This window comes from Nocardioides sp. (assembly GCF_036401255.1).
GTDB lineage: Bacteria > Actinomycetota > Actinomycetes > Propionibacteriales > Nocardioidaceae > Nocardioides.
Window position 1 is genome coordinate 1 of sequence record NZ_DASWVI010000358.1, and the last position, 25,613, is coordinate 25,613.

The following is a 25,613-nucleotide window of genomic DNA, read 5'->3' on the forward strand; positions in this document are numbered from 1 at the left end:
ACGCGGCGTCTCCTCAGTCCCGGTGGTCACGGCACCAGGGGCTGGAGGAACAGCCACTTCCACGACTCCTCTCCGAAGGCTTGGGGGGCCAACGTACCGGTCGGGGCCAGCACGGGGTCGATCTTCGCGCCCCAGTGCACCGTGCCGGTGTCGGGGTCGTACGACGCGACGGGCGCGCGGTAGGCCGCGCCGGTGCGCGGGAGGTTCTGCGCGCCGCGGGCGTTGCTCATCGCCGCCGGCTCGGTGCACCCGGCCTTGGTGTTCATCGGACGGTTGCTACCGTCCTGCGGCGGCCGCGTGTCGGTGCCCTCGTAGCCGCGGTGACAGACCGGGTTGTCGGTCATGATCAGGCCGAAGTGCGCGTCGTACAGCCCGGTGTCCGGGGACTTCGACACGACCGTGAAGCCGCCCTCGACGACGTAGGGGTAGATCACCAGCATCTGCTCGATGCCGGGCAGGTGCTGGACGACGACGTCCCCGGTCGTGACGACGTTGTTGAGCAGCTCGCCGAGGTCGACCTGGTTGTCCTGGATGAACGTGCGCAGCTCGGTCGCGGCCACCGACCCGTCGTCGATGACCTGCCGCAGCGCCGGGTCGGCGCCGGCCAGCGAGCCGCTGAACAGGCTGAGCTCCCGGGCGAACGTGCGCAGCGCGCTCGCCTTGTCGACCTGGCTGTTGAGCACGATGTTGCTGTCGCGGATCAGCGCGGTGGTCACGTCGAAGTTGTCGTTGGCCTCCTGGATGAACCCGTTGCCGGTGTCGATGATCCGCTGGAGGCTCTTGCCGGTGCCGGCGAACGCCTGCCCGAGCTCGTTCACGCTCGTCGAGAGCGCCTGCTTGTCGACCGACTCCACGGTGTCGGAGATGTCGGTGAGGAGCTTCTGGGTCGCGATCGGCGTGCGTGTGTCGTCCATCGCGATCTGCGAGTCCTCACCGAGGTACGGCGCGGAGTCGGCCTGCGGCTGGAGCTCGACGTACTGCTCGCCCACCGCGGACCGGTTGCCGACGACGGCGAGTGTGTCGGCCGGGATGTCGTTCCAGGAGTTGTCGATGTCGAGGTAGACGTCGACGCCGTCGTCGGTCAGCTGGAGCTTGCCGACCTGGCCGACCTGCACACCCCGGTAGGACACCTCTCCCCCGGCGAAGATGCCGCCGGAGTCGCTGAAGTGGGCGACGACCGTGTAGTGGTCGTCGAAGAACACCCGGTCCAGGCGCGCGTAGCGCGCGCCGACATAGCTGACGCCGAGCAGGGTGATCGCGACGAACACCAGCAGCTGGATGCGAGTGCGGCGGGTGATCATCGGGTCACCATCCCGGGGACGAGGAGCCGGACCAGCGTCGGGTCGAAGACCTGGCTGAGCTGCCGCATGGTCGGCCCGTGGGCGGACGCGGTGGGTCCGGCGCCCGCTCGGCCCAGGCCGAGCAGCCCGGTCAGGTCGGACGCTCCCGGCAGGCCGGTCGGCAGCCCGCTGGGCAGTCCGCTGGGCAGTCCGTCGAGCGGCAGGCCGGGCAGGCCGGGGATCTGGTTGAGCAGCCGGCACACGACCGTCTGGTCGTTCTTCTTCTTCAGGCAGGCCTCGCGCAGCTTGAGGAGGCCCTCGACGCTGCTGAGCAGCTTCTGGCAGGGCTTGCTCTGGAGGTCGCCGCTGCGGATGCACCGGGTGACGCGGTCGAGGACGACGGTCGGATCCAGCTCGCTGGGCAGCAGGGTCGGCGAGGAGGAGCCGTCGATGCCGCCGGAGAGGTCGACGTCGAGCTCGACCGACAGGTTGGTGTAGTCGCCCATGTGCAGGTTGCGGGCGACCTGCGGGTCGCGACCGACGACCTCGTCGACGAAGGGGTAGGTCAAGAACACGTTGAAGGACTTCACGAACGCGTCACCGGACGCGGCGAGCTCGGTGAGGACGGGGTTGAGCTGGCGCAGCGACTCGATGGTGGCGTCCTTCGACGCCTTGATGACGCGTACGCCGACGCCACCGAGGCGGTCCAGCGCGCCGAGCATCCTCACGAGGTCGGACCGCTGCTTGTCCAGCGACTTCAAGGCGCTCGGCAGCTCGTCCAGGGCCGCGTCGATCGAGCCCTGCTGGCGGCGGACCGACACGGCGAGGTTGTTGACCGAGTCGATCGCGTTGACGATGTCCTGCTTGTTCTCGTCGAGCTGGGCCATGAAGTCGCTGATCTGGGTCAGCACCGAGCGCGCCGCGTCCTCGCGGCCCCCGAGCGCCTTGTTGACCTCGGTTGCGATCGTCTTCAGCTGGGCGACCCCACCGCCGTTGAGGACCAGGCTCAGCGCACCGAGCACCTCCTCGACCTCGGGGTTGCGGCCGGTGTCGTCGAGGCCGATGGTGTCGCCGTCGCCGAGCTCGCCGGTGGCGGGCTGGTCGGTCGGGGCGCTGAGCGAGACGAACTTCTCGCCGAGCAGGCTGGTCTGCCGGATCTCGGCGACGGCATTCTCGGGCAGGTCCACGTCGTTGCGCAGCTTCATCGTCACGCGGGCGTGGCCGTCGACCAGGTCGACGTCGGTGATCTCGCCGACGCTGACGTCGTTGACCTTCACCGTGGACTTGGGCACCAGGTCCAAGACGTCGCGGAAGTCGGCGGTCACCGTGATCGGATCGTCGCCGACGTCGGTGCCGCCCGGCAGCGGCAGCTTGTAGACGTCGAACTCGCAGCCGGTCAGCAGCAGGGTGCCGGCGAGGACGGCGACCAGCGCGCGGAGCATCCTGGGCACCCTCATCGGTCCACCTCCACCAGGCCGGCGAGCGTCCGGTCGAACAGGTCGACCGACGAGCGCGGGACACCCTTGCCGCCGGTGCCGGGCCGCGGCAGCGCCTGCTGGACCAGGTCGCAGAGGGTGCCGGACGTGTCGGCCTGGCTCAAGAACCCGCACAGGAACGTCGAGGGGTCGGACTCGACCTGGTTGACGACCTCTCCGAGGTTGGCGTTGGTGTCGAGCGTGCCGGCCTCGGGGTTGTAGGTGAGCGCGAGGTTGTTCAGCGCCAGCGGGCCCCAGTCGAGGATCTTGCCGAGCTCGGAGCGCCGCTTGACCAGGACCTTCGAGACCCGGTTGAGCCCGGAGATGTCGCGGCCGAGCACCTCGCGGTTCTCCTTGACGAACGTGGAGACCTGGCCGAGCGCGGTCGCGAGGTTCTTCAGCGACGCCGACAGCTCCTGACGCTCGCCGGAGAGCATCTCGGAGACCTGCGCGAGCGAGTCGTTGAACTTGCGCACCGTCTTGTCGTTCTTCGCGAGCGTGCCGATGAACCCCTCCAGCTCACGGGCCGAGCCGAACAGCTCGTCCTTGTTGTCGTCGAGGGTCTGGCTGAGCTTGCCGAAGTCCTGGATCGTCTGGTGGAACTTGGCGCCCTGGCCGCCGAAGTTCTCGGCGGTGGTCTCCAACAGGTCGGAGAAGGCGCCGTTGCGGTTGGCGCCGGTGGGCCCCAGCGCCACGGTCAGGTCGTCGAGGCTGCTGTAGATCTGGTCGAGCTCGAGCGGGACCGCCGTACGGTCCTCCTCGAGCACGGCGCCGTCGGCGATCACGTCGCCGCCGGTGTAGACCGGAGTGAGCTGGACGAAACGGTCGCCGACGATCGACGGAGCGACGATCGCGGCCTTGGCGTCCGCCGGCACCTTGACGTCGGCGTCATAGGACATCGTGACGACCACGTCGGTGCCCGACGGCGTCACGGTGTCGACCTGCCCGACCGGCACGCCGAGCACCCGGACGTCGCTGCCCTCGTAGATCGAGATCGTGCGCGGGAAGTGGGCGGTGAGCGTCTTGGTCTCCCCGCCACCGAACATCGTCAGGGCGGCGGCCACCAGCGCGATCACGATGGCTGCGGGGACGATCGCCCGCTTGGCGACAGCGGTCATGTCAGCCACCCACCTGCGGGACCGGGGGCATGTTCTGGATGTAGGTGTCGAACCACGGACCGTTGCCGAGCGTGCTGGCGAACACCCGGTAGAACGGCGCCATCAACCGGAGGCTGTTGTCGAGGTTGTCCTCGTTCTTGTTCAGCACCCGCAGCACGTTGTCGACGTGGTCGAGGGCCGGCTTGAGGTCGGCCCGGCTCTGCTCGATCAGGGTCGTCAGCTCCTTGGAGAGCCGGCTGGTGGAGACCAGCAGGTCGTGGACCGCGTCGCGCCGGGCCACGAGGGCGCGGAACAGGACGTCGGAGTCCTTCATCAGGCCGATGATGTCGTCGTCGCGCTCGTCGAGCACCCCGGAGACGCGCTCGAGGTTCTTCAGCAGCGTGTTGATCTGCTCGTCGCGGGCGGCGACGTTCGCCGAGAGCCGGGAGACGCCGTCGAGCGCCCGGCGGAACTCGGTGGGGGTGTTGCGGGTCAGGTCGGCGAGCGTCGTGAGCGACTTGGCGAGCCGGTCGGTGTCGATGCGCTCGCTGGTCTCCGCCAGGCCCGAGAAGGCGTCGACGACGTCGTACGGCGAGCTGGTGCGCTCGACCGGGATCTCGGCGCCCTCGTCGAGCTGTCCGGAGCCGGCGGGCTCGAGCGAGAGGTACATCGCGCCGAGCAGCGTCTTGACCTTGATCGCCGCGTGGGTCTCGTCGCCGAACTCCGAGGAGGTGTCGACGCGGAAGGTGACCCGCACGTGGTCGCCCTCGAGCGCGACCTTCTCGACCTTGCCGACCCGGACGCCGGCGATCCGGACCTCGTCGTTGGCCTTGAGGCCGCCGGACTCGGAGAACGCCGCGTAGTAGGTGTCGCCGCCGCCGATCAGCGGCAGGTCCTGGGCGCGGAACGCGGCCAGGATCAGCAGCGCGAGGACGGCGAGGCTGACCGCCCCGACGACCACGGGGTTGCGCTCGCGGAAGGGAGTGCTCATCGCGGCCTCATCCCAGATCACACCTGTCTGCGACCTTGACACCGTTGGGCGGGTAGTCGACCGGCACCGAGATCCCGCCGGGGAGGCGGATCCGGCCCTGGAAGTGGCACAGGTAGAAGTTGAACCACGAGCCGTAGGTCGCGGTGCGGCCGATCTTGTTGAGCTTGATCGGCAGCACCTGCAGCGCGCGGTCCAGCTCGCCCTTGCCGTTGTCCAGGTTGCGCGCCACCTCGCGCAGCTGCTTGATGTCGCCGACGAACGGCGCGCGGATGCCGTCGACGAGGTCGGCGGTCTGCACGGACAGCTCGGAGATCTGGTCGAGGGAGCCGAGGATCGCCTGGCGGTCGTCCTTGAGGCCACCGACGAACGTGCGGAAGGTCGTGATCAGGCGGCTGAGCTGGACGTCGCGATCGCCGATGTGGTCGAGGACCTCGTTGAGGTTGTCGATCAGGTCGCCGATCAGCTGGTCGCGGTCGGCGAGCGTCGAGGTGACCGACGCGGTGTGGGTCAGCAACCCCTCGAGCGTGCCGCCCTCGCCTTGGAACACCTGGACGATCTCGTAGGAGAGCTGGTTGATGTCGGCCGGGGACAACGCCTGGAACAGCGGCTTGAAGCCGTTGAAGAGCACGGTCAGGTCGAGCGCCGGGGAGGTCCGGGTGATGGGGATCGTGGCGCCCGCCGGCAGCGGGTCGGAGTCACCGATCTCGTCGGTGAGCGCGAGGTAGCGCTGCCCGACCAGGTTGCGGTAGCGGATCGCGGCGTGCGTCGCGCCGCTGAGCGTGGTGTCGTCCGCGACGTCGAAGCTGACCAGCGCGTGTGTGCGGTCGACGATCTCCACCTTCTTGACGGTGCCGACCTTCACACCCGCGATGCGGACGTCGTCGCCCTTCACCACACCGGTGGCGTCGACGAACACCGCCCGGTAGTCGTTGCTGCCGGAGAACGTGATGTTGCCGATCGTCGCGACGAGGACGGAGGTGGCCAGCGTCGTCACCACGATGAAGATCAGCAGCTTGGTGAGGTCGCCGGCGGTCCGCTTGTCGAGCATCTTCATCGCAGCGACACCTCCGCCCCGCGGGCCATCGGGCCGACCAGCAGCAGGCCGACGTCGGGTACGTCGGACGCGGGCAGGCCGAGCGCGGGGCCGAGCAGCGACCGGAGGACGTCGCTCTCGGCCGCGGTGCCGACGGTGGTGCGGAAGTACTGGTTCGGGGCCACCCGCGAGGTGCCCTTGCCGGTCGGCTCGTCGACGCCGTCGTTGAAGTCCGGCTGGTGTCGCACGGGGTTGGACTGCGACCACGGCGGGTTGGGCAGGTGCAGGCAGGAGACGGGGCCGCGGTCCTCGCCGAAGTGCGGCTTGTCGTTGACGTTGTAGGGCCGAGGCTGGTGGGGCAGCGTCTCCAGGACGATGTGCAGGACGAAGCCGCGGAAGGCCTCGGCCTGGAGCTTGCCGGCGTTGACGATGCCGCGGGTGAGGCAGTTGTACTCCGGGGCGTACTTCGCGAACACCCGCAGCTGCTCCTGCCCGATCTTGCTGAACCGGATCAGGTTGTCCCCGTTGTCCTGGAGGAAGCCGCGAGCGGTGTCGGAGAACGACGCGACGTCGTCGAAGAGGGCGTGCAGCTTGACCTCGCGGTCCTCGAGCGTGCCGGTCGTCTTGACGGTGTTGTCGAGGATCGACGCGATCTGGGGCATCACGTCCGCGTAGGTCTGGGAGACCTGGCCGGTCAGCCGCAGGTCCTCGATCAGCGCGGGGATCTGGGGGTTGATCCGCTTGAGGTAGCTGTCGACGGTCTCGAGGTTGGCGCCGAGCTGGTCGCCGCGGCCCTCGAGCGCGGTGGCCAGCGCGTTCAGCGTCATGTTGAGGTCCGCGGGCTGCACGGTGCGCAGCAGCGGGTAGAGGTCGGAGAGCACCTTCTCCACCTCGATCGAGACCTGGGTGCGCTCGATGGTGGCGCCGGCCTCGATGTGCTCCGCCGCGGGCTGCGCCGGCACCTCGAGGGCGACGTACTTCTCACCGAACAGGGTCTTGGGCACGATCGAGCCGGTGACGTTCGCCGGGATCGTGTCGAGCTTGTCGGGGTAGATGCCCAGCGTGAGCTCGGCGCCCTCGGTGTCCGAGGCGAAGTCCAGGACCTCGCCGACGATCACCCCGCGGATCTTGACGTCGGCGCGGGCGGGCAGCTGCAGGCCGATGGTGGAGGTCTGCAGCTTCACCCGGTCGTAGTCGGTGAACTTCTTGGTGAAGACCGCGTAGGTGAGGTAGACCGCCGCCAGCAGCAGGCAGAGGAACACCACGCCCAGCACCTTGTGCCCCGCACTCAGTCGCACGCGATCACCCCGCCAGCCTGACGGTCGTCGACGCACCCCAGATGGCCATCGACAAGAAGAGGTCGATGACGTTGAGCGCGACGATGCTCGTGCGTACGGCCCGGCCGACGGCGACGCCGACGCCGGCAGGCCCTCCGGATGCGGTGTAGCCGTGGTAGCAGTGGATGAGGATCACGGTGACCGCGAAGACCAGCACCTTGCCGAACGACCACAGGACGTCGCCCGGTGGCAGGAAGGTGTTGAAGTAGTGGTCGTAGGTGCCGGTGCTCTGCCCGAAGAACTGGGTGACGGTGAGCCTGGTCGCGAAGTACGACGAGAGCAGGCCGACCACGTAGAGCGGGATGATCGCGATCAGACCGCCGATGATGCGGGTGGTGACGAGGAACGGCAGCGACGGGATCGCCATCACCTCGAGCGCATCCACCTCCTCCGAGATCCGCATCGCGCCGAGCTGCGCGGTGAACCCGCAGCCCACGGTCGCGGCGAGCGCGATGCCGGCGACCAGTGGCGCGATCTCGCGCGTGTTGAAGTAGGCGGAGACGAACCCGGAGAAGGCGGCGGTGCCGAGCTGGTTGAGGGCGGCGTAGCCCTGGAGCCCGACCTCGGTGCCGGTGAAGAAGCACATCGCCGTGATGACGCCGACGGTGCCGCCGATCACGGCGAGGGCGCCGGAGCCGAGCGTGACCTCCGCCAGGATGCGGAGGATCTCCTTCTTGTAGCGGCGGATCGTGCGTGGGGTCCACGCGAGGGCCTTGATGAAGAACGCGAGCTCTTCGCCGAGGCTGTCGAGGGTCTTGAGCGGCTTGTCGTAGACCGCGCGGATGTTGGCCATCGTCGTACGCCGCCTAACCCGTCTTCGGTGGGACGAGCTGGATGTAGATCGCGCTCATCACGAAGTTGACGACGAACAGGAGCATGAACGTGATCACCACGGACTCGTTGACCGCGTCGCCGACGCCCTTCGGGCCGCCGGCGGCGTTCATGCCCTTGTAGCAGGCCACGATCGCCGCGATCAGGCCGAACACGACCGCCTTGGCCATGCCTTGCCAGAGGTCGGGGAGCTGGGCGAGCGCGGTGAAGCTCGCTAGATAGGCGCCTGGGGTGCCGTCTTGGAGCACGACGTTGAACACGTAGCCGCCCGCCACGCCGACGACGCTGACCAGCCCGTTGAGGAAGACCGCGACCAGCATGCACGCGAGCACCCGCGGGACGACCAGGCGCTGGATCGGGTCGATCCCGAGGACCATCATCGCGTCGAGCTCCTCGCGGATCTTGCGTGCGCCGAGGTCCGCGGCGATGGCCGAGCCACCGGCGCCGGCGATCAGCAGCGAGGTGGCGATCGGGCCGGCCTCGCGCACGACGGCGAGGACGGCGGCCGAGCCGGTGAACGACTGGGCGCCGAACTGCTTGATCAGGCCGCCGACCTGGAGCGCGATCACGGCCCCGAACGGGATCGCGACCAGCGCGGTCGGAATGATCGTGACCGAGGCGATGAACCAGGCCTGCTGCAAGAACTCGCGCAGCTGGAAGGGACGGCGGAAGAGCCCACGGGCCACATCGAGCCCGAAGGCGAACAGCTTGCCCGCCGTGCCGACGGGCGCGAGCACCCGGCTCGCGGTGAGGGACGACATGGGCCCGCTCAGCCCCCGGTCGCCATGGACATGTTCTCCTCGAAGGAGCCCGGGGGCGGGGTCACACCGTTCTCACGGCACCAGGCGCCCGGCGGCCGCTGGCTGCGCCGCGGGATCCCGTTGGACGGCTCCAGCTGCAGCGGGATGGGCGGCAGGGGTGGCAGCTCCTGGTCCTTCTCCGCCTCGAGCTCGTCGGCGTCCTTCTCCTCCGACATGCCGATCGGGCCCACGCGCTGGGCGTTGAGGAACTGACGCACGACCGGCTCCTCCGAGGACAGGAGCATCTCGCGGGGGCCGAACATCGCCAGGTGGCGGTGGTAGAGCAGGCCGATGTTGTCCGGCACGGTGCGGGCGGTGTTGATGTCGTGGGTGACGATGAGGAACGTCGCGTCGATCTGGGCGTTGAGGTCGACGATCAGCTGGTTGAGGAACGCCGTGCGGACCGGGTCGAGGCCGGAGTCGGGCTCGTCGAACAGCACGATCTCGGGGTCGAGCACCAGCGCCCGCGCCAGGCCGGCGCGCTTGCGCATGCCGCCGGAGATCTCGCCGGGGAGCTTGTCCTCCGCACCGACCAGACCGACCAGGTCCATCTTCTCCATGACGATGTCACGGATCTCGGACTCGGTCTTCTTGGTGTGCTCGCGCAGCGGGAACGCGACGTTGTCGTAGAGGTTCATCGAGCCGAACATCGCGCCGTCCTGGAACAGCACGCCGAACAGCTTGCGGATCTCGTAGAGCTCCTTCTCCGAGCAGGTCGCGATGTCGGTGCCCTCGATGACGATCGAGCCCTGGTCGGGCTTGAGCAGGCCGATCAGGGTCTTGAGGAACACCGACTTGCCGGTGCCGGACGGACCGAGCATCACGCAGATCTCGCCGGCCGGGACCGTGAGCGTGACGTCACCCCAGATCAGCTGCTTGCCGAACGACTTGCTCAGGTGCTCGACCTGGATCTCAACGCCCATGACCGCCTCGTCCCTCCATCGCCACTGCGCGTGCTCGGGTTCCCAGCCCGAGCGTGCCTGACACTCCCCCGTCTCCCACTGACCGGTAACAACGCCGGAATAGCGGGGAGGTTACGCGTCGGTTTCCTTCCCCGCGACCCCCGATCTACACCTCGGACGACGCAGGAGCCGGGCCTCGTCTGGACCGGAGCCGGGCCCGGAATGCCACGAGGGGCGGCCCACCCATCGGGTGGACCGCCCCTCGTGAGGGTTCAGCTGGGTCGAGACGTCACTTGAGGGTGACGGTGGCGCCGGCGCCCTCGAGGGCCTCCTTGGCCTTCTCGGCCGCGTCCTTGGCGACCTTCTCGAGGATCGGCTTCGGGGCCGCCTCCACGAGCTCCTTGGCCTCCTTGAGGCCGAGGGAGGTCAGCGCGCGGACCTCCTTGATCACGTTGATCTTCTTCTCGCCGGCCGACTCGAGGATGACGTCGAACTCGTCCTGGTCGGCGCCGGCGTCGCCGCCGGCAGCGGCCGCACCGCCGGCGGCGGGGGCGGCGGCCACGGCAACCGGAGCCGCGGCGGTCACGCCGAAGGTCTCCTCGAACTGCTTCACGAACTCGCTGAGCTCGATCAGCGTCATCTCCTTGAACGCGTCGAGGAGCTCGTCAGTGCTGAGCTTCGCCATGGTGGCGTTTCCTTCCATTCGGTGGTCCGGGCCGCGGTCGCGACGGACCTGGTTTCAGGTGGTGGTTCGCCGAGGCTCAGGCCTCGGCGGTCTCCTCGTCAGAGGCGGCCTCGGCGGCGGGCTCCTCAACGGGAGCCGCCTCCTCGGCGAGAGCCTCGTCAGCGGCGACCGGCTCGGCCGAAGCCGCACCAGCACCACCTGCGAGGATCGAGGGGTCCTGCTCGGCCTTCGCCTGGAGGGCGCCCGCGAGACGGGCGGCCTGCGCGAGCGGGGCGTTGAGCAGGTAGACGGCCTGGCTGAGCGACGCGAGCATCGCGCCGGCCAGCTTGCCCAGGAGCACCTCACGGGACTCGAGGTCGGCCAGCTTGGCGATCTCGCTCGCGTCGAGGATGTTGCCGTCCAGGATGCCGCCCTTGATGACAAGGGTGGGGTTCGCCTTGGCAAAGTCACGCAGACCCTTGGCCGCCTCGACCACGTCGCCGTTGATGAAGGCGATGGCGGTCGGACCGGTCAGCAGGTCGTCGAAGCCGGAGATGCCCACCTCATTGGCGGCGATCTTGGCCAGCGTGTTCTTGACCACGGCGTAGTCGGCGTTCGCACCGAGGGAGCGCCGCAAGTCCTGCAGCTGCTTCACGGTGAGACCGCGGTACTCGGTCAGCACGGCACCGGCGGAGTCGTTGAAGGACTCAACGATCTCCGCGACGGCCGCCTGCTTGTCTGCCCGCGCCATGGGTCTCCTTCCGGTGGTCGACCACCGGGCCCGGCACCGGGAAAGACGAACGCCCCGAGCGCAGGCTCAGGGCGTGAAGTGTCTTCGTGCTCCGTCACCTACGCAGGCCGTCCGCTCTCGCGGAACCTTCGGTCCAGCTGCAGTCGCAGCGTGACAACCGGCGGTCTTTGGTTTCGTGGAGAACAGTACGGCGGTTCCGGTGGCGGAGCCAAATCGGTGGCCACCGCCGATCACTCCCCGCCGGAGACGGACTCCCCGAAATGGCGTCGACCCGCCCGGAGCACCGGGCGGGTCGACGTACGAAGCCTGTGATCAGGCAGAGGCGTTCTCGTCCTCGACCGCGACGTTGCGGGTGCGGTTGGGGTCGACCTGGATGCCGGGGCCCATGGTCGTGGAGACCGTGACCTTCTTGATGTAGCGGCCCTTGGAGCTGGCCGGCTTGAGCCGGAGCACCTCCTCGAGCGCCGCGGCGTAGTTCTCCGCGAGCTGGACCTCGCCGAAGGAGGCCTTGCCGATGATGAAGTGCAGGTTGGCGTGCCGATCGACGCGGAACTCGATCTTGCCGCCCTTGATGTCGGTGACCGCCTTGGCGACGTCCGGCGTCACGGTGCCGGTCTTGGGGTTCGGCATCAGGCCACGGGGACCGAGCACGCGGCCGAGGCGGCCGACCTTGCCCATCATGTCCGGGGTCGCGACGACGGCGTCGAAGTCGAGCCAGCCGCCGGCGACCTTGTCGATGAGCTCGTCGCCACCGACGACGTCGGCGCCGGCCTCGCGGGCGGCCTCGGCCTTGTCGGCGTTCGCGAACACCAGCACCCGGGCGGTCTTGCCGGTGCCGTGGGGCAGGTTCACGGTGCCGCGGACCATCTGGTCGGCCTTGCGGGGGTCGACGCCGAGGCGCATCACGACGTCGACGGTCTCGTCGAACTTCTTCTTGCTGGCGGTCTTCGCGATCTTGATCGCGGCGAGCGGGGCGTAGAGCTCGTCCTTGTCGAACGACTCGGCCGCCGCGCGGTAGGTCTTGCTGCGCTGCATGATGTGTTCCTACTTCCAGGAGATGTGGTCAGCGGGCCAGCGCGGCCCTTCCACGAGTGGTCAGTCGGTGGTGACGCCCATCGAGCGGGCGGTGCCCTCGACGATCTTCATGGCCGCCTCGATGTCGTTCGCGTTGAGGTCGGGCAGCTTGGTCTGGGCGATCTCGCGCACCTGGTCCTTGGTCAGCTTGCCGACCTTCTCCTTGTGCGGGACGCCCGAGCCCTTCTGCAGACCGGCGGCCTTCTTGATCAGCTCGGCGGCCGGCGGGGTCTTGGTGATGAACGTGAAGGACCGGTCCTCGTAGATGGTGATCTCGACCGGGATCACGTTGCCGCGCATGGACTCGGTCTGCGCGTTGTAGGCCTTGCAGAACTCCATGATGTTCACGCCGTGCGGACCGAGGGCGGTACCGACCGGCGGGGCGGGAGTCGCGGCACCGGCCTGCAGCTGCACCTTGACGAGCGCGGCGATCTTCTTCTTCGGAGGCATTGCTTCTCTTTCTGTCTCGTGGTCATGACGAGGAGTACGTCGTACGCCTCTGCCACCTGCTGTCGCCCGAGGGCAACCGAACTATTGTGCGGCCCCGAGGGGCGTTGTGCGAAATCAGGTCTGCTCGATGCTTGCCGGCCGCCGCTTGGCTCGACCGTCCGGCATAGCCCGGACCTCTCGATCTCGATACGCCGGTCGGCCCCGCTCCTGCGTCGCGGGGCCGCGGCTACTCGATCTCGCGCGGCTTTCTGATCCCTTCGACGGAGTCGAAGGGATCAGACGCGCTGGATCTGCGAGAAGCTCAGTTCGACGGGGGTCTCGCGACCGAAGATCTCGACGAGCGCCTTGACCCGCTGCGCCTCGGCGTTGATCTCGGTGATCGTCGCGTGCAGGGTGGCGAACGGGCCGTCGACGACCATCACGGAGTCGGAGACCTCGAAGTCGGCGACCTCGACGGTCGGCTTCTTGACCGCGCCGCCGGTGGCGGCCGGCGTGCCGGCGGCGACCGCCTCGGCCTCGGCCCGGGCGACGACCGCCGGGGCGAGCATGTTCTCCACCTCGGACATCGACAGCGGCACCGGCTGGTGGCTGTGGCCGACGAACCCGGTCACCGACGGCGTGTGGCGCACCGCGGCCCAGGACTCGTCGGTGAGGTCCATGCGGACCAGCACGTACCCGGGGAGGACGGTCCGGCGCACCATCTTGCGCTGGCCGTTCTTGATCTCGGCCACCTCCTCGGTGGGGACCACGATCTCGTGGATGTAGTCCTCCATGTTGAGGGAGATGATCCGGTTCTCGAGGTTCGACTTCACCCGGTTCTCCATGCCGGAGTAGGTGTGCACCACGAACCAGTCGCCCGGCTTGGCCCACAGCTCGCGGCGGAACGCCTCGAGCGGGTCCTCGGGACCCGCCTCCTCGGCGGTGTCATCGGCGGCCTCGGTGTCATCGGCGGCCTCGGGGCCCTCGTCGCCCTCCGCGGCCGACATCTCGAGGCTGCTCGCCCCACCGTCCTCGGTGTCGTCGAGACCGAGCGCGGCGTCGGTGTCCTCGTCGGTGACCTCGACGTCGAGACGGGGGTCCTCCTCGATCTCGGGGCCCTCGTCCGGCTCGCCGTACTGGTCCTCGAGGACCGGGTCGACCACGTCGGTCGGCTCACCAGTCTCCTGGGCCGTCTCCTGGGTCGTCTCCTCGGTCTCCACCGAGTCGTGCTCGTGCTCAGACACGTACTGCTCCATCACTTCGGGGACTGCTCTGATCGTCCGGCGGGGCCGGACTCAGGTGTCGGACTTGCCGGCGAAGATCGTGAAGACGAGCTTGCCGAAGCCCAGGTCGAGGGCCGAGACCAGCACCATCATGAAGACCACGAAGACCATCACCACGATGAAGTACGTGACCAGCTGCTCCTGGGTCGGGTAGACGACCTTGCGCAGCTCCGCGACCACCTGGCGGTAGAACGTGGGGATGCTGGTGCGCTGAGAGCCCCCTCCGCGCGAACCATGGACTGCCTTGCTGTCCGGCACGTCCTCCACCTCTCCTCGTCCGACCGATCGACCTGTGTTCGTCCTTGCAGGGCACGAGGGACTTGAACCCCCAACCTTCGGTTTTGGAGACCGATGCTCTGCCAGTTGAGCTAGTGCCCTTCGCAGAGATCCTCGCGGAAGCTCTGCCTGTGACTCCCGGCCAGCACCGCCTCCAGGGCAGCACTGAGCGTGTGGGAATCCACCAAACGTGGAGTCTACGGGGTGGACCGAGGCCCCGTCCAAACCGGCCCGGACCGGAGGACGAAACGGCGTGGCCGCCTCGGGCGGGGCCCGCCCTACGATGGGCGCATGACCTCCGCTCCCCCCTCCGGTCCGGCCACCCCCCGCTCCCGCCGCGTCTCCCAGCGCCTCGGCGCCATCGCGGAGTCCGCGACTCTCAAGGTCGACGCGAAGGCCAAGGCGCTGAAGGCGGAGGGTCGGCCGGTCATCGGATTCGGTGCGGGCGAGCCCGACTTCCCCACGCCGGACTACATCGTCGCCGCGGCCGTGGAGGCGTGCGGCGACCCGAAGAACCACCGCTACACCCCCGCGGGCGGACTGCCCGAGCTCAAGCAGGCCATCGTCGACAAGACGCGTCGCGACAGCGGCCTCGAGGTCACCCCGGCCCAGGTGCTGGTCACCAACGGCGGCAAGCAGGCCATCTACGCGGCGTTCGCGGCGATGCTCGACCCGGGCGACGAGGTGATCGTGCCGGCGCCGTACTGGACCACCTACCCGGAGGCGATCCGGCTGGCCGGCGGCGTGCCGGTCGAGGTGCTCGCCGACGAGACCCAGGACTACAAGGTCACGCCTCAGCAGCTCGAGGCGGCGTGCACCGAGCGCACCAAGGTACTGCTGTTCGTGTCCCCGTCCAACCCGACCGGCGCCGTCTACACCGCGGACGAGATCCGCGCACTCGGCGCCTGGGCGCACGAGCGCGGCCTGTGGGTGCTCACCGACGAGATCTACGAGCACCTGGTCTACGACGACATCGAGACCGGGTCGCTGCCGGTGCTGTGCCCCGAGCTCGCCGACTACACGGTCGTGGTCAACGGCGTCGCCAAGACCTACGCGATGACCGGCTGGCGGGTCGGGTGGATGATCGGCCCGACCGACCTGGTCAAGGCCGCGACCAACCTCCAGTCGCACGCGACCTCCAACGTCGCGAACGTCTCGCAGCGCGCCGCCATCGCGGCGCTCGCCGGCGATCTGACGGCCGTGGCGCGGATGAAGACCGCGTTCGACCGGCGGCGGCGCACGATCGTGTCGATGCTCAACGAGATCGACGGCGTGGTCTGCCCGATGCCCGGCGGCGCGTTCTACGCCTATCCGTCGGTCAAGGGCCTGCTCGGCAAGGAGTACGACGGGCGGCGCATCGACACCTCCGCCGAGCTCGCCGAGTACATTCTCGACAAGGCCGAGGTCGCGATCGTTCCGGGCGAGGCGTTCGGCTCGCCCGGCTACCTGCGGCTGTCCTACGCGCTCGGCGACGACGACATCACCGAGGGGATCACCCGCCTCCAGAAGCTGTTCGCGTGAGTCGAGGCTGAGTGCGCGACCTGCATCGGCTGCCCAAGGCGCACCTCCATCTGCACTTCACCGGGTCGATGCGGCACTCGACGCTGCTCGAGCTCGCCGAGCGCGACGGCGTCGCGCTGCCCGACCAGCTCGTGACGGACTGGCCGCCCCAGCTCTCGGCGGCCGACGAGAAGGGCTGGTTCCGCTTCCAGCGGCTCTACGACGTCGCCCGGTCGGTGCTGCGCACGGAGGGCGACGTACGCCGCCTGGTGCGCGAGGCCGCCGAGGACGACGTCCGCGACGGCGGGCGGTGGCTGGAGATCCAGGTCGACCCGAGCGGCTACGCCGCGCGCTTCGGCGGGATCACCGCGTTCACCGACCTGGTCCTCGACGCGGTGCGCGACGCCGAGCGCGACACCGGCCTGGGCATCGCCGTCGTGATCGCCGCCAACCGCACCCGCCACCCCCTCGACGCCCGGACGCTGGCCCGGCTGGCCACGCAGTACGCCGGCCGCGGTGTCGTCGGGTTCGGGCTCTCCAACGACGAGCGCCGCGGCCGCACCGCCGAGTTCGCCCCGGCGTTCGCGATCGCCGAGCGCGCGGGACTGCTGCTGGCCCCGCACGGCGGGGAGCTCCGAGGACCCGAGCACGTGCGGCTGTGCCTCGACGCCCTGCACGCGCAGCGGCTGGGCCACGGGATCCGTGCGGCCGAGGATCCGGCGCTGCTGGACCGCATCGTCGCCGCCGGCGTCGCGCTCGAGGTGTGCCCGGTGTCCAACGTCGCCCTCGGCGTCTACTCCGACCTCACCTCGGTGCCGCTGCCGACGCTGCTCGCCGCGGGCGCGACCGTGGCCCTCGGTGCCGACGACCCGCTGCTCTTCGGCTCCCGGCTGGCCGGCCAGTACGCCACGATGCGCGCCGCGCACGACCTGTCCGACGCGCAGCTCGCCGACCTGGCCCGGATGTCCGTGCGTGCCTCACGCGCCCCGGAGGACGTCCGCTCGCGTGTCCTGGCCGACATCGACGCGTGGCTGGCGTCCGACCCTGACACGATGGGGCCATGAGCGACCCGAACCAGCCCGGCGAGCCCTACCAGCAGCCCTACCAGCAGCCCTACCAGCAGGGCCCGGGTCAGCCGGCGTACACCTGGGCGCCGAAGGCGCCGGAGCACCCCTCGGCGACCACCGCGATGGTGCTCGGGATCATCGGGCTGGTCGGCATCCTGTTCTGCGGCGGCATCACGCTCGTGGTCTCGCCGTTCGCCTGGGTGATCGGCGGGCGGGCGCTGCGTGAGATCGACGCGGAGCCCGGCCGGTACGGCGGGCGCGAGATGGCCTCGGCCGGCCGGGTGATGGGCATCGTCGGCACGGGCCTGCTGGTGCTGGCGGTCCTGATCGTGCTCGCGGTCATCGGCCTGTTCGTGGGCGTCGCCACCACGAGCCCCTGAGCCGACCCGGCCGGGACTCCGGAGCTCAGAGCTCGCAGCCGACCAACACCGGCTCGTTGACGAGCCGGATGCCGAAGCGCGCCTCGACGCCCTCGCGCACCTCGCGCGCCAGGGCGAGCAGGTCGGCGGTCGTCGCGCCGCCGCGGTTGGTCAGCGCGAGGGTGTGCTTGCCGGACAGGGCGGCCGGGCCGGCGGCGTACCCCTTGCCGTAGCCGGCGTGCTCGATCAGCCAGGCGGCGCTGGTCTTGACCCGGCCGTCCGGCTGCGGCCACGCCGGGGCCCCGTCGGGTACGGCGTCGGCCGCGACGACCGGGTTGGTGAAGAACGACCCGGCGCTCCAGGTGTCGTGGTCGGCGGCGTCGAGGACCATGCCCTTGCCCGCCCGCAAGCCGAGCACCGCCCGGCGCACGTCGGCCAGCGGCGCCCGCTCCCCGATCTCGACGCCGAGCGCCCGGGCCAGCTCGGCGTACGCCACCGGCGTCCCGAGCGAGCCCTGGCGGAACTGGAACGTCACCGACAGCACGACGTGTCGGCCCCCGAAGGCGTCGACCCGGTCCTGCTTGAACCGCGAGGTGCGGTAGCCGAACCCGCAGTCCGCGCTCGCGAACGTGCGGACGCCGCGCAGCGTGCGGTCCCAGACCCGGACGCTCGCGATCGTCTGGGCGACCTCCTGGCCGTAGGCGCCGACGTTCTGGATCGGGGTGGCGCCGACCGACCCGGGGATGCCGGAGAGGGCCTCGACGCCGGACCACTCGCGCTCGACGGCGAGGGCGACGAGGTCGTCCCAGGTCTCGCCGGCGGCGACGGTCACCAGCACCCCGCCGCAGGACGCGCCGTCCTCGACGTCCGGGTCGACGCCGTGGGTGGCGACCTGGACGACCGTGCCCGGGAAGCCGTCGTCGGCGACGACGAGGTTGCTCCCCCCGCCGAGCACCAGCACCGGTTCGCCGGCGGCGTCCGCCGCACTCACGGCGGCCACGAGCTCGTCCTCGGTCGTCGCGCGCACCCAGCGACCGGCCGGTCCACCGAGACGCAGCGTGGTGTGGTCGGCGAGATCAGGCACGGACGACGGCCTTCGGCATGCCCAGCACCTTCTGGCCTCCGGAGGTGACCGTGAGCGCGATCGTGGTGAGCCCGTCCGAGGCGTCCTTGACCTCGCCGGCGACCTCGACGTCCACGCCACCCTCGGCCGGCACCACGACCGGGTTGGTGAACTTGCAGCCCAGGCTGACGACCTCCGCACCCGGGAACCACTCCGCGACGGCGCGGGCGGCGAGCGCCATCGTGTACATGCCGTGGGCGATCACGCCGGGGAGCCCGACGCTGCGGGCGACCTCGTCGTCCTGGTGGATGGGGTTGGGGTCACCGCTCGCCTCGGCGTAGCGCACCAGGTCGGCACGGGTGACGGTGAATGTGCGGGTCGGCAGGCTCACGCGTCGCCCCCTCGGTGCACGAGGGTCGCGCTCGTCGAGCACACCAGCGCCCCGGTGTCGTCGGTGATCTCGCTGACCGTGCCGATGATGTCGTTGCCGGCGATCTGGCGCAGGCTGCTGACCGTGAGCGTCGCGCTCAGCAGATCGCCGGGGACGATCGGCCGCTCGTAGGCGAACCGCTGCTCGCCGTGGACGATCCGGTGCAGCTCGATCGACTCGGCGGCCAGGAACGCGTTCATCGCGTCGAACGTGAGCACGATGGGGTACGTCGCCGGGGCCGGTCCGCCGGCGTACTCCGCACCGACCGCCGCCGCGAACCTGCCGATGTCGGCGGCGGTCACGGCATAGGGTCGGGTCGGTGGGAACTCACGACCGACGAGCGACGGGTCGACTGGCATGGCGTCAACCTAGCCGGTGGCCGCCCGTCGCCATGACCGCGCTGGCGTTCGCGATCGCCGTCACGGCCGTGGGGTGCACCAGCACGGGGTCCCGCACCGAGTCCCGCTCGGGCGCCCACCGGGACTGGAAGGGCAGCTGTGGACCGCTCTCGTACGACGAGGTCCGCGGCCGCGAGCCGAAGCACCTCGATCGGCGAGCGCTCGCCCGCTTCCGCAACGACCGTGCGGTCTGCGCCGGTGTCTGGCTGCGGCCTGGCCGAGGATTCGTTCCTCAGGGCCTGGTCGTCCATGCCGGAACCGCCTGGGTGAGCGGGTTCAACGCAGGCGCGCCGCTGGGTGAGCGCTACTGCGTCGTCGAGCAGGTCGACCTGCGCACCGGCAGGCGGCTGAACCGCCTCGACCCGGTGTCCGGCAGCGTCGGCGACCGCGACCCCGTGATGTGCCGCCACGGCGGCGGCCTCGTCCAGGACGACCACGGGCTGTGGCTCGTCGAGACGACCCGGCTGTGGCTGGTCGACCCCGACAGCCTGGAGGTACGTCGCGCCTGGGTGCTGGCCGGTGAGCTGCGCGGATCGTTCGCCCTCGTGGACGCTGCCGGGCGCCTGTGCGTCGGGCGCTGGTATCCCCGCCGCCCGGGTCAGGTCGACTGGTTCGACACCGACCACCTGGTCGATTCGCCTGCGCTCGACCTGACCGTCGGCATGGCCGAGGACTCCTCCCCCGCCCCGCGCGCGACCCAGGGCGCGGTCTGGGGCGCGCCCGGCGGCGGGCGGGACACCGCATGGTTCGCCCAGTCGGTGACCCGCTGCGGGGTCCTGGTCGGACCCGAGGGGACCCGGCGCCGCGCATTCGTGCCCGGCGCAGAGGGGATGGACCTCGCGGGACGCTCGCTGTGGGTGGTCAGCGAGTCGGGCACCCGGCACTACCAGGCGATGGGCGGACGGCCCGTCGTACCGATGCTGGTGCGGCTGGAACTGCGCGACTTCGACAGCTGGCGGCGCCCGGACTGCAGCGTCTGAGTCCCTGCCTCGAGCCCCGAAATGCACGTCGACCCGCCCGAGGGTCTCGGGCGGGTCGAGGAGACGACTGCGTCAGCGGGTCTCGCGGTGCGCGGTGTGCTTGCGGCAGCGCGGGCAGAACTTCGACAGCTCCATGCGGTCGGGGTCGTTGCGCCGGTTCTTCTTGGTGATGTAGTTGCGCTCCTTGCAGTCCACGCACGCGAGCGTGATCTTGGGGCGAACGTCGGAGGTCTTGCTGGCCACGGGTAGTCCTTCGAAGTCGGTGCTGGGTGTCGCTGGGTGTCACTGTCCAGGTCGCAGTAGCGGGGGCGGGACTCGAACCCGCGACACCACGATTATGAGCCGTGTGCTCTAACCACCTGAGCTACCCCGCCACGAGGGCACGGCTGCGTGCACCAGAGTAACCCGGTCACGCAACGTCCTGCCCAGAGCCCCTTTACGGAATCGAACCGTAGACCTTCTCCTTACCATGGAGACGCTCTGCCGACTGAGCTAAAGGGGCAACGACGCAGAACAATACACAGGGGGACGGGTGATCGAAAAATCGGCTCAGCCGGTCGGTTTCTACCGGTTGCGCGCCCCCTCCCCGGGCCTGTCGGCCGAGGGTGCGGAGACGTTCGACCCGCTGCCGTCCACCGCCGGTCCGTGGTCCCCGGACGCACAGCACGGCGGGCCGCCGGCGGCGCTGCTCGCACGCGCGGTCGAGCGGCTCCCGGAGGCCGGCGACGGCCGGATCGGGCGGTTCACCGTCGAGCTGCTGGGCCCGGTGCCGCTGGGACCGGTCGCGGCCACGGCCCGCGTGGTCCGACCGGGACGGTCGGTGCAGCTCGCGGCCGCGCAGCTGCACGACGTGGCCCGCGACCGGGTGGTGGCCACCGCGGCGGCCTGGCTGTTCCCGCGCACGGCCGGCCCCGGGGGCGACCCCGGCCCGCTCCCCCACACCCCGGCCGACGGGAGCGCGCACCCGCGCCCGCAGGCCTGGCACGGCGGCTACCTCGACGCGATCGAGTGGCGCTGGATCCACGGCGGACTCGAGCGGCCGGGCTCCGGCGTGGTGTGGATGCGCGCGCCCGCGCTGGTCGTGGGCGAGCCGACCAGCCCGGTGCAGCGGCTGCTCGCGTGCGTGGACTCCGCGTCCGGCGCCAGCGCCGCGCTCGACGTGCGGGAGTGGGGCTTCCTCAACACCGAGCTGAGCGTGCACGTGCTGCGTGAGCCGATCGGCGACTGGCTGTGCCTGGACGCCGAGACCACGCTGGCGGACGGCTCGGTCGGCGTCGCGACCTCGAGCGTGTACGACGAGCGCGGGCTGGTCGCCCGGTCGGCGCAGGCGCTGCTCGTCGTACCCCGCCGAGCCGGCTCGTAGCGCCGTGGATCAGTCGGTGATCCGCGGCCAGGGCGCCGCCTCCTCGAGCTCGTAGGCGAGCTCGAGGAGCGTGGCCTCGCGGCCGGCGCCGGCCGCGAGCATCATGCCTTGCGGCAGCCCGGTCGAGGTCGTCGCGAGCGGCAGCGAGATCGCGGGGTCGCCGGTGGCGTTGTGCCACGGCGTGAACGCCACCCACTCCAAGATCCGCTCCATCACGGTGTCGAAGTCGTTGGCCGGGTCGAGGTGGCCGACGCGCGGCGTCGCGTGGGCGAGCGTCGGCGTGAGGGCGACGTCGTAGCGCTCGTGGAAGGCGCCCGAGATCCGCGAGAGGCGACGCAGCCGCGCGATCGCGCCCGGCAGCCGGTGGATGCGGCGCCGGCAGTGCCGGTCCAGCCCCAGCGTGAGGTTGTCGAGCCGGGTCCGCTCCCAGGAGGGACCGGCGACCCGGCGGCCGGTGCGCACGATCGTCATCGCGAGCATCGCCCAGTACAGCAGGAAGTCCTCCGGGACCGTGGCCGGCGCGGGGTGCTCCACCTGCTCGACGTGGTGGCCGAGCTCCTCGAGCAGCCGGGCGGTCTTGAGGGTCAGGTCGACGACCTCGGGACTCGCCGTACGCCCGATGCCGCCGGTGTGCACCGCGATGCGCAGCCGGGTCCGGCCGGGCCGGGTCACGTCGCCGATCGGGGGCAGCGACAGGGCCCGGTAGACCCGCTCGGCCTCGCGCAGGAATGCCGCCGTGTCGCGCACCGACCGGGTGAGCACGCCGTCGGCGACGATGCGCACGGGCATCTGGCGGGTCAGCCGGTCCTGGGCGAGCCGGTCGCGCGTCGGCTTGAGGCCGACCAGGCCGTTGACGGACGCCGGGATGCGGATCGAGCCGCCGCCGTCGTTGCCGTGGGCGATGGGTACGGCGCCGGCGGCCACGAGCGCCGCCGTACCGGCCGACGAGGCGCCGGCGGTGTAGGCGGTGTCCCACGGCGAGCGGACCGGACCCAGGCGCGGGTGCTCGGCGGAGGGGCTGAACCCGAACTCGCTGAGCTGCGTCTTGCCGAGCGGCACCAGGCCGGTGGCGAGGAACATCCGGGCGAAGTCGCCGTCGCGCACGGCGGGCCGGCCGCGGTATGCGTCGCAGCCCTGCTGGGTCGGCATCCCGGCGACGTCGACGTTGTCCTTGAGGAACGTCGGGACGCCCGCGAAGAACCCACCGCGCGGGTCGCGGGCCTCGTCCCGGGCCCGATCGAAGGCGACGTGGGCGAGCGCCCCCAGCTCGGGCTGGAGCCGCTCGGTGCGGGCGATGGCGGCCTCGACCGCCTCGGGGATCGAGACGGCACCCTCCTGGATCGCCTCGACGAGGCCGACCGCGTCGAGGCTGCCGAGGGCGTCGTCGCCGAACGCGTGTACTCGGGTCACGAGCACACGCTAGTGCTCATCGGCGACTCGACGCTCAGGCCTGCGCGGCCAGCCGGCTGTCGACAGCGACGGGACTGAGCACGTGGTCGAGCGCCAGGGCGGCGCAGCCGACGACGCCCGCACGGACGCCGTGGGTGGCGGGCAGGAACTTCAGGTCCCGCGTCGCCAGCGGCGCGGCGCGGCGGTAGACGCTCTCGCGCACGCCCGCGACGTAGAAGTCGAACGCCGCCCCCATGTCGCCGCCGATCACCACCGCGGCGGGGTTGAGCAGGTTGATCGCGACGGCCAGCACCTCGCCGAGCTCGCGACCGCTGTCGCGCAGCAGGCCGCGGGCCACCGAGTCGCCCTGCAGGGCCAGCGCCACCAGCTCACGGACGTGTCCGACCGGGTGGCCCGACTCGGCCATCCGCGCGACGAGCGACCAGCCGCCGGCGATGGTCTCCAGGCAGCCGACCGCGCCGCAGCGACAGGGCAGGTCGCGGGCGGCGTCGACGATGGTGTGCCCGATCTCGCCCGCGGCCCCCAGGTGACCGCTGAGCACCCGACCGCCGGCGATGATGCCCAGCCCGAGGCCCGTGGACGCCTTGACCACGAGCACGTCCTCGAGGTCGCCGGCGCCACCGAGCAGCTCGGACCGAGCGAGGACGTCGGCGTCGTTGCCGACGAAGAGCGGTGCGTCGGCGAGCTCGGCGAAGTACGGCGCGAGCGGCACCCCGTCCCAGCCGGACATCACCGGGGAGCTGAGGCTGAGCCCCGCCGTGGGGTCGAGCGTGCCGGGCAGGCTGAGCCCGATGCCGAGGATCGGCGGCTCGATGCCCTCGAGCAGCACCCGGAACCGGGCGACCACGTCGGCCATCAGCTCGTCGGGACCGACGCCGACCTCGTGGTCGCGGGAGTCGGCGGAGCGCTCCTGACCGTCGAGGTCCAGCACCGCGAGCTGGGTGCGCGAGCGGCCGATCGCGACGGCGAGCACGACCCCGGCGTCCTTGTTGAAGACCAGCGCGCCGGGTGGGCGACCGCCCGTCGAGGCGAGCTCCTCGCCCAGCACCAGCAGTCCGGAGGACGTCAGGGAGGTCACCCGCGCGGTGACCGCGGTCCGCGAGAGCCCGGTCAGCGCCCGCAGCTGGGAGCGGGTGCTGGCCCGCCCGGTGCGCACGAGCTCGAGCAGCTCGCCGGCGGTGGCCGGGGCGGCGCTCTCACGGTTCTCGACCAGCTGGCTCACGGAGCTGAGCATAAACCGCCCTACTTCGATCTTGAAAAGACCTTAGATAGGGTTGTATCGATCCAAACTTCTCCCTACCGTGGAGCCATGGACCCGACCCCCGCCGCCCACGCCCTCCCGGACGTGTGCGACTTCACCGTCTTCGGGGGCACCGGCGACCTGGCGCTGCGCAAGCTGCTGCCCTCGCTCTACCACCGCGACCTCGAGGGCCAACTGCCCGGCGACACCCGGGTGCTCGGCGTCTCAGTCTCCCCGCTCGACGACGACGGCTGGCGGCACGTCGTCCGGTCCGCCCTCGCCACCCACGTGCCCGCGAGCGACCTGCGCGAGGAGGTCGTCGAGCGGTTCACGGCGCGGCTGCACCACCTGCCGCTCGACGCCGAGAACCCCGACGACTGGCACCGGCTGCACGCCCTGCTCAAGGACCGCCCGCGCGCCGAGGAGGCCGTGCGGGTGTTCTACCTGGCGGTCGCGCCCCGGCTGTTCGGCCCCATCTGCCAGCGCCTCGACGAGCTGGGCGTCGCCGACAGCCAGGCCCGCGTGGTGCTCGAGAAGCCGATCGGCCACGACCTCGCCTCGGCCCGCGAGGTCAACGAGGCGGTCGGCCGGGTCTTCGCGGAGTCCCAGATCTTCCGCATCGACCACTACCTGGGCAAGGAGAGCGTCCAGAACCTGCTGGTCACCCGGTTCGCGAACACGTTCCTCGAGCCGCTGTGGAACTCCCGCTGGGTCGACCACGTGCAGATCACGGTGTCCGAGACCGTGGGCGTCGGCGGCCGCGGCGCCTACTACGACAACGCGGGCGCGCTGCGCGACATGGTCCAGAACCACCTGCTGCAGCTGCTCTGCCTGGTCGCGATGGAGCCCCCGACGTACGTCGGGCGGGAGACCGTCCGCGACGAGAAGCTCAAGGTCCTCCAGGCGCTCAAGCCGCTGACCGGCGACGACGTCGACCGCGACACGGTGCGCGGGCGGTACGCCGCCGGCCTGGTCGACGGCGCCGCGGTGCCGTCGTACGCCGAGGACCTGCAGACCACCGGCGGCCATGGCGGCTCGCTGACCGAGACGTACGTGGCGCTCAAGACCGAGGTGCAGAACTGGCGCTGGGCCGGGGTGCCGTTCTACCTGCGCACCGGCAAGCGGATGGACCGGCGGATCTCCGAGATCGTCGTGGTCTTCAAGGAGCCGCCGCACTCGATGTTCCCCGGCGCAGAGGGCGGGACCACGCCCAACCGGCTGCACATCCAGGTCCAGCCCGACGAGGGGATGAAGCTGCACCTGACCGCGAAGGAGCCCGGACCGGGCGGCTACCGGCTGCGGCCGGTGTCGCTGGACCTCAGCTACGCCACCGCGTTCCAGGTGCGGCTGCCCGACGCCTACGAGCGGCTGCTCATGGACGTGATGAAGGGCAACCCCACCTTGTTCATGCGCCGCGACGAGGTCGAGGCCGCGTGGGCCTGGACCGAGCCGATCCTCGAGCGGTGGGCGGTCACCGGCGACCGCCCGAAGCGCTACCCCGCCGGCACCCCCGGACCGACCGCCGCCGCGATGCTCCTCGAGCGGGACGGCCGAACCTGGCAGGAGCTCGACCAGTGACC

27 protein-coding genes and 3 tRNA genes are annotated in these 25,613 nt (G+C 70.6%); 6 read left to right on the forward strand and 24 right to left on the reverse strand.

Annotated elements, in window-relative coordinates; translation table 11 throughout:
- Window positions 1–26: 26 nt before the first annotated feature.
- The 16 genes from VGD85_RS16560 to VGD85_RS16635 all read right to left on the reverse strand — a co-directional run bounded on the left by VGD85_RS16560 (window position 27) and on the right by VGD85_RS16635 (window position 14,325).
- Window positions 27–1,301 carry an MlaD family protein gene (locus VGD85_RS16560; protein WP_331064539.1) on the reverse strand — a complete coding sequence of 425 codons (1,275 nt, stop codon included), beginning with the start codon at window positions 1,299–1,301 and terminating at the stop codon, window positions 27–29.
- On the reverse strand, window positions 1,298–2,737 hold the full coding sequence (locus VGD85_RS16565) for an MCE family protein (RefSeq protein ID WP_331064540.1): 1,440 nt from the start codon (window positions 2,735–2,737) through the stop codon (window positions 1,298–1,300). Before VGD85_RS16565 ends, VGD85_RS16560 begins: the two co-directional genes overlap by 4 nt.
- Window positions 2,734–3,873: an MCE family protein gene (locus tag VGD85_RS16570; RefSeq protein ID WP_331064541.1), complete on the reverse strand. Its 1,140-nt coding sequence runs from the start codon at window positions 3,871–3,873 to the stop codon at window positions 2,734–2,736. Before VGD85_RS16570 ends, VGD85_RS16565 begins: the two co-directional genes overlap by 4 nt.
- Before the next feature lies 1 nt (window position 3,874).
- Entirely contained in the window at window positions 3,875–4,843 is a 969-nt protein-coding gene (locus tag VGD85_RS16575) for an MCE family protein (RefSeq protein ID WP_331064542.1), read from the reverse strand.
- 7 nt (window positions 4,844–4,850) lie between these two features.
- A complete protein-coding gene (locus VGD85_RS16580) occupies window positions 4,851–5,897 on the reverse strand; it encodes an MCE family protein (RefSeq protein ID WP_331064543.1) in 1,047 nt (348 codons plus the stop codon).
- Entirely contained in the window at window positions 5,894–7,174 is a 1,281-nt protein-coding gene (locus VGD85_RS16585; RefSeq protein WP_331064544.1) for an MCE family protein, read from the reverse strand. Before VGD85_RS16585 ends, VGD85_RS16580 begins: the two co-directional genes overlap by 4 nt.
- Before the next feature lie 4 nt (window positions 7,175–7,178).
- Window positions 7,179–8,006, reverse strand: a complete 828-nt coding sequence (locus VGD85_RS16590; protein ID WP_331064545.1) for an ABC transporter permease — start codon at window positions 8,004–8,006, stop codon at window positions 7,179–7,181.
- Window positions 8,007–8,019: 13 nt separating this feature from the next.
- Window positions 8,020–8,805 carry an ABC transporter permease gene (locus VGD85_RS16595; protein ID WP_331064546.1) on the reverse strand — a complete coding sequence of 262 codons (786 nt, stop codon included), beginning with the start codon at window positions 8,803–8,805 and terminating at the stop codon, window positions 8,020–8,022.
- Between the two features lie 8 nt (window positions 8,806–8,813).
- The gene (locus tag VGD85_RS16600; RefSeq protein ID WP_331064547.1) at window positions 8,814–9,767 is read right to left on the reverse strand and encodes an ABC transporter ATP-binding protein; all 954 of its coding nucleotides are present in this window, start codon (window positions 9,765–9,767) and stop codon (window positions 8,814–8,816) included.
- Window positions 9,768–10,035: 268 nt separating this feature from the next.
- Complete coding sequence (gene rplL, locus VGD85_RS16605) at window positions 10,036–10,431, reverse strand: 50S ribosomal protein L7/L12 (RefSeq protein ID WP_331064548.1); 396 nt, start codon at window positions 10,429–10,431, stop codon at window positions 10,036–10,038.
- Between the two features lie 76 nt (window positions 10,432–10,507).
- Complete coding sequence (rplJ, locus tag VGD85_RS16610) at window positions 10,508–11,161, reverse strand: 50S ribosomal protein L10 (RefSeq protein ID WP_331064549.1); 654 nt, start codon at window positions 11,159–11,161, stop codon at window positions 10,508–10,510.
- A gap of 312 nt (window positions 11,162–11,473) precedes the next feature.
- Window positions 11,474–12,196, reverse strand: a complete 723-nt coding sequence (rplA, locus tag VGD85_RS16615; RefSeq protein ID WP_331064550.1) for a 50S ribosomal protein L1 — start codon at window positions 12,194–12,196, stop codon at window positions 11,474–11,476.
- A 60-nt stretch (window positions 12,197–12,256) separates the two neighbouring features.
- Window positions 12,257–12,685, reverse strand: a complete 429-nt coding sequence (gene rplK / locus VGD85_RS16620; RefSeq protein ID WP_011754170.1) for a 50S ribosomal protein L11 — start codon at window positions 12,683–12,685, stop codon at window positions 12,257–12,259.
- Between the two features lie 275 nt (window positions 12,686–12,960).
- On the reverse strand, window positions 12,961–13,923 hold the full coding sequence (nusG, locus tag VGD85_RS16625; RefSeq protein WP_414690826.1) for a transcription termination/antitermination protein NusG: 963 nt from the start codon (window positions 13,921–13,923) through the stop codon (window positions 12,961–12,963).
- Between the two features lie 36 nt (window positions 13,924–13,959).
- On the reverse strand, window positions 13,960–14,205 hold the full coding sequence (secE, locus tag VGD85_RS16630) for a preprotein translocase subunit SecE (protein WP_331064551.1): 246 nt from the start codon (window positions 14,203–14,205) through the stop codon (window positions 13,960–13,962).
- 47 nt (window positions 14,206–14,252) lie between these two features.
- A tRNA-Trp gene (locus tag VGD85_RS16635) sits at window positions 14,253–14,325 on the reverse strand.
- Between the two features lie 189 nt (window positions 14,326–14,514).
- On the opposite strand from VGD85_RS16635, the gene VGD85_RS16640 reads away from it, so the two are divergent.
- The 3 genes from VGD85_RS16640 to VGD85_RS16650 are packed head-to-tail and all read left to right on the forward strand — an operon-like array spanning window position 14,515 to window position 17,170.
- Window positions 14,515–15,744, forward strand: coding sequence for a pyridoxal phosphate-dependent aminotransferase (locus tag VGD85_RS16640; RefSeq protein ID WP_331064552.1), 1,230 nt, complete (start codon window positions 14,515–14,517; stop codon window positions 15,742–15,744).
- 11 nt (window positions 15,745–15,755) lie between these two features.
- Window positions 15,756–16,787 carry an adenosine deaminase gene (locus tag VGD85_RS16645; protein ID WP_331064553.1) on the forward strand — a complete coding sequence of 344 codons (1,032 nt, stop codon included), beginning with the start codon at window positions 15,756–15,758 and terminating at the stop codon, window positions 16,785–16,787.
- Window positions 16,784–17,170, forward strand: coding sequence for a DUF4190 domain-containing protein (locus VGD85_RS16650; protein ID WP_331064554.1), 387 nt, complete (start codon window positions 16,784–16,786; stop codon window positions 17,168–17,170). The genes VGD85_RS16645 and VGD85_RS16650 overlap by 4 nt, the downstream gene beginning before the upstream one ends.
- Before the next feature lie 25 nt (window positions 17,171–17,195).
- Here VGD85_RS16650 and VGD85_RS16655 read toward each other — a convergent pair whose 3' ends face one another.
- From VGD85_RS16655 to VGD85_RS16665, 3 genes are read right to left on the reverse strand one after another with little or no spacing between them, the layout of a single operon-like run.
- Window positions 17,196–18,233 (reverse strand): UDP-N-acetylmuramate dehydrogenase, encoded by a 1,038-nt coding sequence (locus VGD85_RS16655; protein WP_331064555.1) that lies wholly within the window; start codon window positions 18,231–18,233, stop codon window positions 17,196–17,198.
- Window positions 18,226–18,603: a MaoC/PaaZ C-terminal domain-containing protein gene (locus VGD85_RS16660; RefSeq protein ID WP_331064556.1), complete on the reverse strand. Its 378-nt coding sequence runs from the start codon at window positions 18,601–18,603 to the stop codon at window positions 18,226–18,228. The genes VGD85_RS16655 and VGD85_RS16660 overlap by 8 nt, the downstream gene beginning before the upstream one ends.
- Complete coding sequence (locus VGD85_RS16665) at window positions 18,600–19,001, reverse strand: FAS1-like dehydratase domain-containing protein (RefSeq protein WP_331064557.1); 402 nt, start codon at window positions 18,999–19,001, stop codon at window positions 18,600–18,602. The genes VGD85_RS16660 and VGD85_RS16665 overlap by 4 nt, the downstream gene beginning before the upstream one ends.
- 32 nt (window positions 19,002–19,033) lie before the next feature.
- On the opposite strand from VGD85_RS16665, the gene VGD85_RS16670 reads away from it, so the two are divergent.
- Window positions 19,034–20,020 (forward strand): hypothetical protein, encoded by a 987-nt coding sequence (locus VGD85_RS16670; protein ID WP_331064558.1) that lies wholly within the window; start codon window positions 19,034–19,036, stop codon window positions 20,018–20,020.
- A 72-nt stretch (window positions 20,021–20,092) separates the two neighbouring features.
- Here the strand turns inward: VGD85_RS16670 and rpmG are convergent, their stop codons facing one another.
- The 3 genes from rpmG to VGD85_RS16685 form a co-directional block, all read right to left on the reverse strand.
- Window positions 20,093–20,263 (reverse strand): 50S ribosomal protein L33, encoded by a 171-nt coding sequence (gene rpmG / locus VGD85_RS16675; protein ID WP_331064559.1) that lies wholly within the window; start codon window positions 20,261–20,263, stop codon window positions 20,093–20,095.
- 57 nt (window positions 20,264–20,320) lie between these two features.
- Window positions 20,321–20,394, reverse strand: a tRNA-Met gene (locus VGD85_RS16680).
- 55 nt (window positions 20,395–20,449) lie between these two features.
- Window positions 20,450–20,522: transfer RNA gene (locus VGD85_RS16685), tRNA-Thr, on the reverse strand.
- 69 nt (window positions 20,523–20,591) lie between these two features.
- Between VGD85_RS16685 and VGD85_RS16690 the strand changes: the two genes are divergently transcribed.
- Window positions 20,592–21,383 (forward strand): thioesterase family protein, encoded by a 792-nt coding sequence (locus VGD85_RS16690; protein ID WP_331064560.1) that lies wholly within the window; start codon window positions 20,592–20,594, stop codon window positions 21,381–21,383.
- Between the two features lie 9 nt (window positions 21,384–21,392).
- On the opposite strand, the gene VGD85_RS16695 is transcribed toward VGD85_RS16690, so the two are convergent.
- Together VGD85_RS16695 and VGD85_RS16700 are read right to left on the reverse strand one after the other, a co-directional pair.
- Window positions 21,393–22,793, reverse strand: coding sequence for an amidase (locus VGD85_RS16695; RefSeq protein ID WP_331064561.1), 1,401 nt, complete (start codon window positions 22,791–22,793; stop codon window positions 21,393–21,395).
- Between the two features lie 34 nt (window positions 22,794–22,827).
- Window positions 22,828–24,015, reverse strand: coding sequence for an ROK family protein (locus VGD85_RS16700; protein WP_331064562.1), 1,188 nt, complete (start codon window positions 24,013–24,015; stop codon window positions 22,828–22,830).
- A gap of 87 nt (window positions 24,016–24,102) precedes the next feature.
- On the opposite strand from VGD85_RS16700, the gene zwf reads away from it, so the two are divergent.
- Window positions 24,103–25,611, forward strand: coding sequence for a glucose-6-phosphate dehydrogenase (gene zwf, locus VGD85_RS16705; protein ID WP_331064563.1), 1,509 nt, complete (start codon window positions 24,103–24,105; stop codon window positions 25,609–25,611).
- Window positions 25,612–25,613: the final 2 nt, after the last annotated feature.

Bases quoted from the DNA above. Each gene is read 5' to 3' on its own strand.
- VGD85_RS16560 (WP_331064539.1), bottom strand. From the start codon at position 1,301: ATGATCACCCGCCGCACTCGCATCCAGCTGCTGGTGTTCGTCGCGATC.
- VGD85_RS16665 (WP_331064557.1), bottom strand. From the start codon at position 19,001: ATGCCAGTCGACCCGTCGCTCGTCGGTCGTGAGTTCCCACCGACCCGA.
- VGD85_RS16565 (WP_331064540.1), bottom strand. From the start codon at position 2,737: ATGAGGGTGCCCAGGATGCTCCGCGCGCTGGTCGCCGTCCTCGCCGGC.
- VGD85_RS16670 (WP_331064558.1), top strand. From the start codon at position 19,034: ATGACCGCGCTGGCGTTCGCGATCGCCGTCACGGCCGTGGGGTGCACC.
- VGD85_RS16640 (WP_331064552.1), top strand. From the start codon at position 14,515: ATGACCTCCGCTCCCCCCTCCGGTCCGGCCACCCCCCGCTCCCGCCGC.
- rplK (WP_011754170.1), bottom strand. From the start codon at position 12,685: ATGCCTCCGAAGAAGAAGATCGCCGCGCTCGTCAAGGTGCAGCTGCAG.
- VGD85_RS16595 (WP_331064546.1), bottom strand. From the start codon at position 8,805: ATGTCGTCCCTCACCGCGAGCCGGGTGCTCGCGCCCGTCGGCACGGCG.
- rplL (WP_331064548.1), bottom strand. From the start codon at position 10,431: ATGGCGAAGCTCAGCACTGACGAGCTCCTCGACGCGTTCAAGGAGATG.
- VGD85_RS16590 (WP_331064545.1), bottom strand. From the start codon at position 8,006: ATGGCCAACATCCGCGCGGTCTACGACAAGCCGCTCAAGACCCTCGAC.
- VGD85_RS16570 (WP_331064541.1), bottom strand. From the start codon at position 3,873: ATGACCGCTGTCGCCAAGCGGGCGATCGTCCCCGCAGCCATCGTGATC.
- rplA (WP_331064550.1), bottom strand. From the start codon at position 12,196: ATGCAGCGCAGCAAGACCTACCGCGCGGCGGCCGAGTCGTTCGACAAG.
- VGD85_RS16580 (WP_331064543.1), bottom strand. From the start codon at position 5,897: ATGAAGATGCTCGACAAGCGGACCGCCGGCGACCTCACCAAGCTGCTG.
- rplJ (WP_331064549.1), bottom strand. From the start codon at position 11,161: ATGGCGCGGGCAGACAAGCAGGCGGCCGTCGCGGAGATCGTTGAGTCC.
- VGD85_RS16575 (WP_331064542.1), bottom strand. From the start codon at position 4,843: ATGAGCACTCCCTTCCGCGAGCGCAACCCCGTGGTCGTCGGGGCGGTC.
- VGD85_RS16600 (WP_331064547.1), bottom strand. From the start codon at position 9,767: ATGGGCGTTGAGATCCAGGTCGAGCACCTGAGCAAGTCGTTCGGCAAG.
- VGD85_RS16650 (WP_331064554.1), top strand. From the start codon at position 16,784: ATGAGCGACCCGAACCAGCCCGGCGAGCCCTACCAGCAGCCCTACCAG.
- zwf (WP_331064563.1), top strand. From the start codon at position 24,103: ATGGACCCGACCCCCGCCGCCCACGCCCTCCCGGACGTGTGCGACTTC.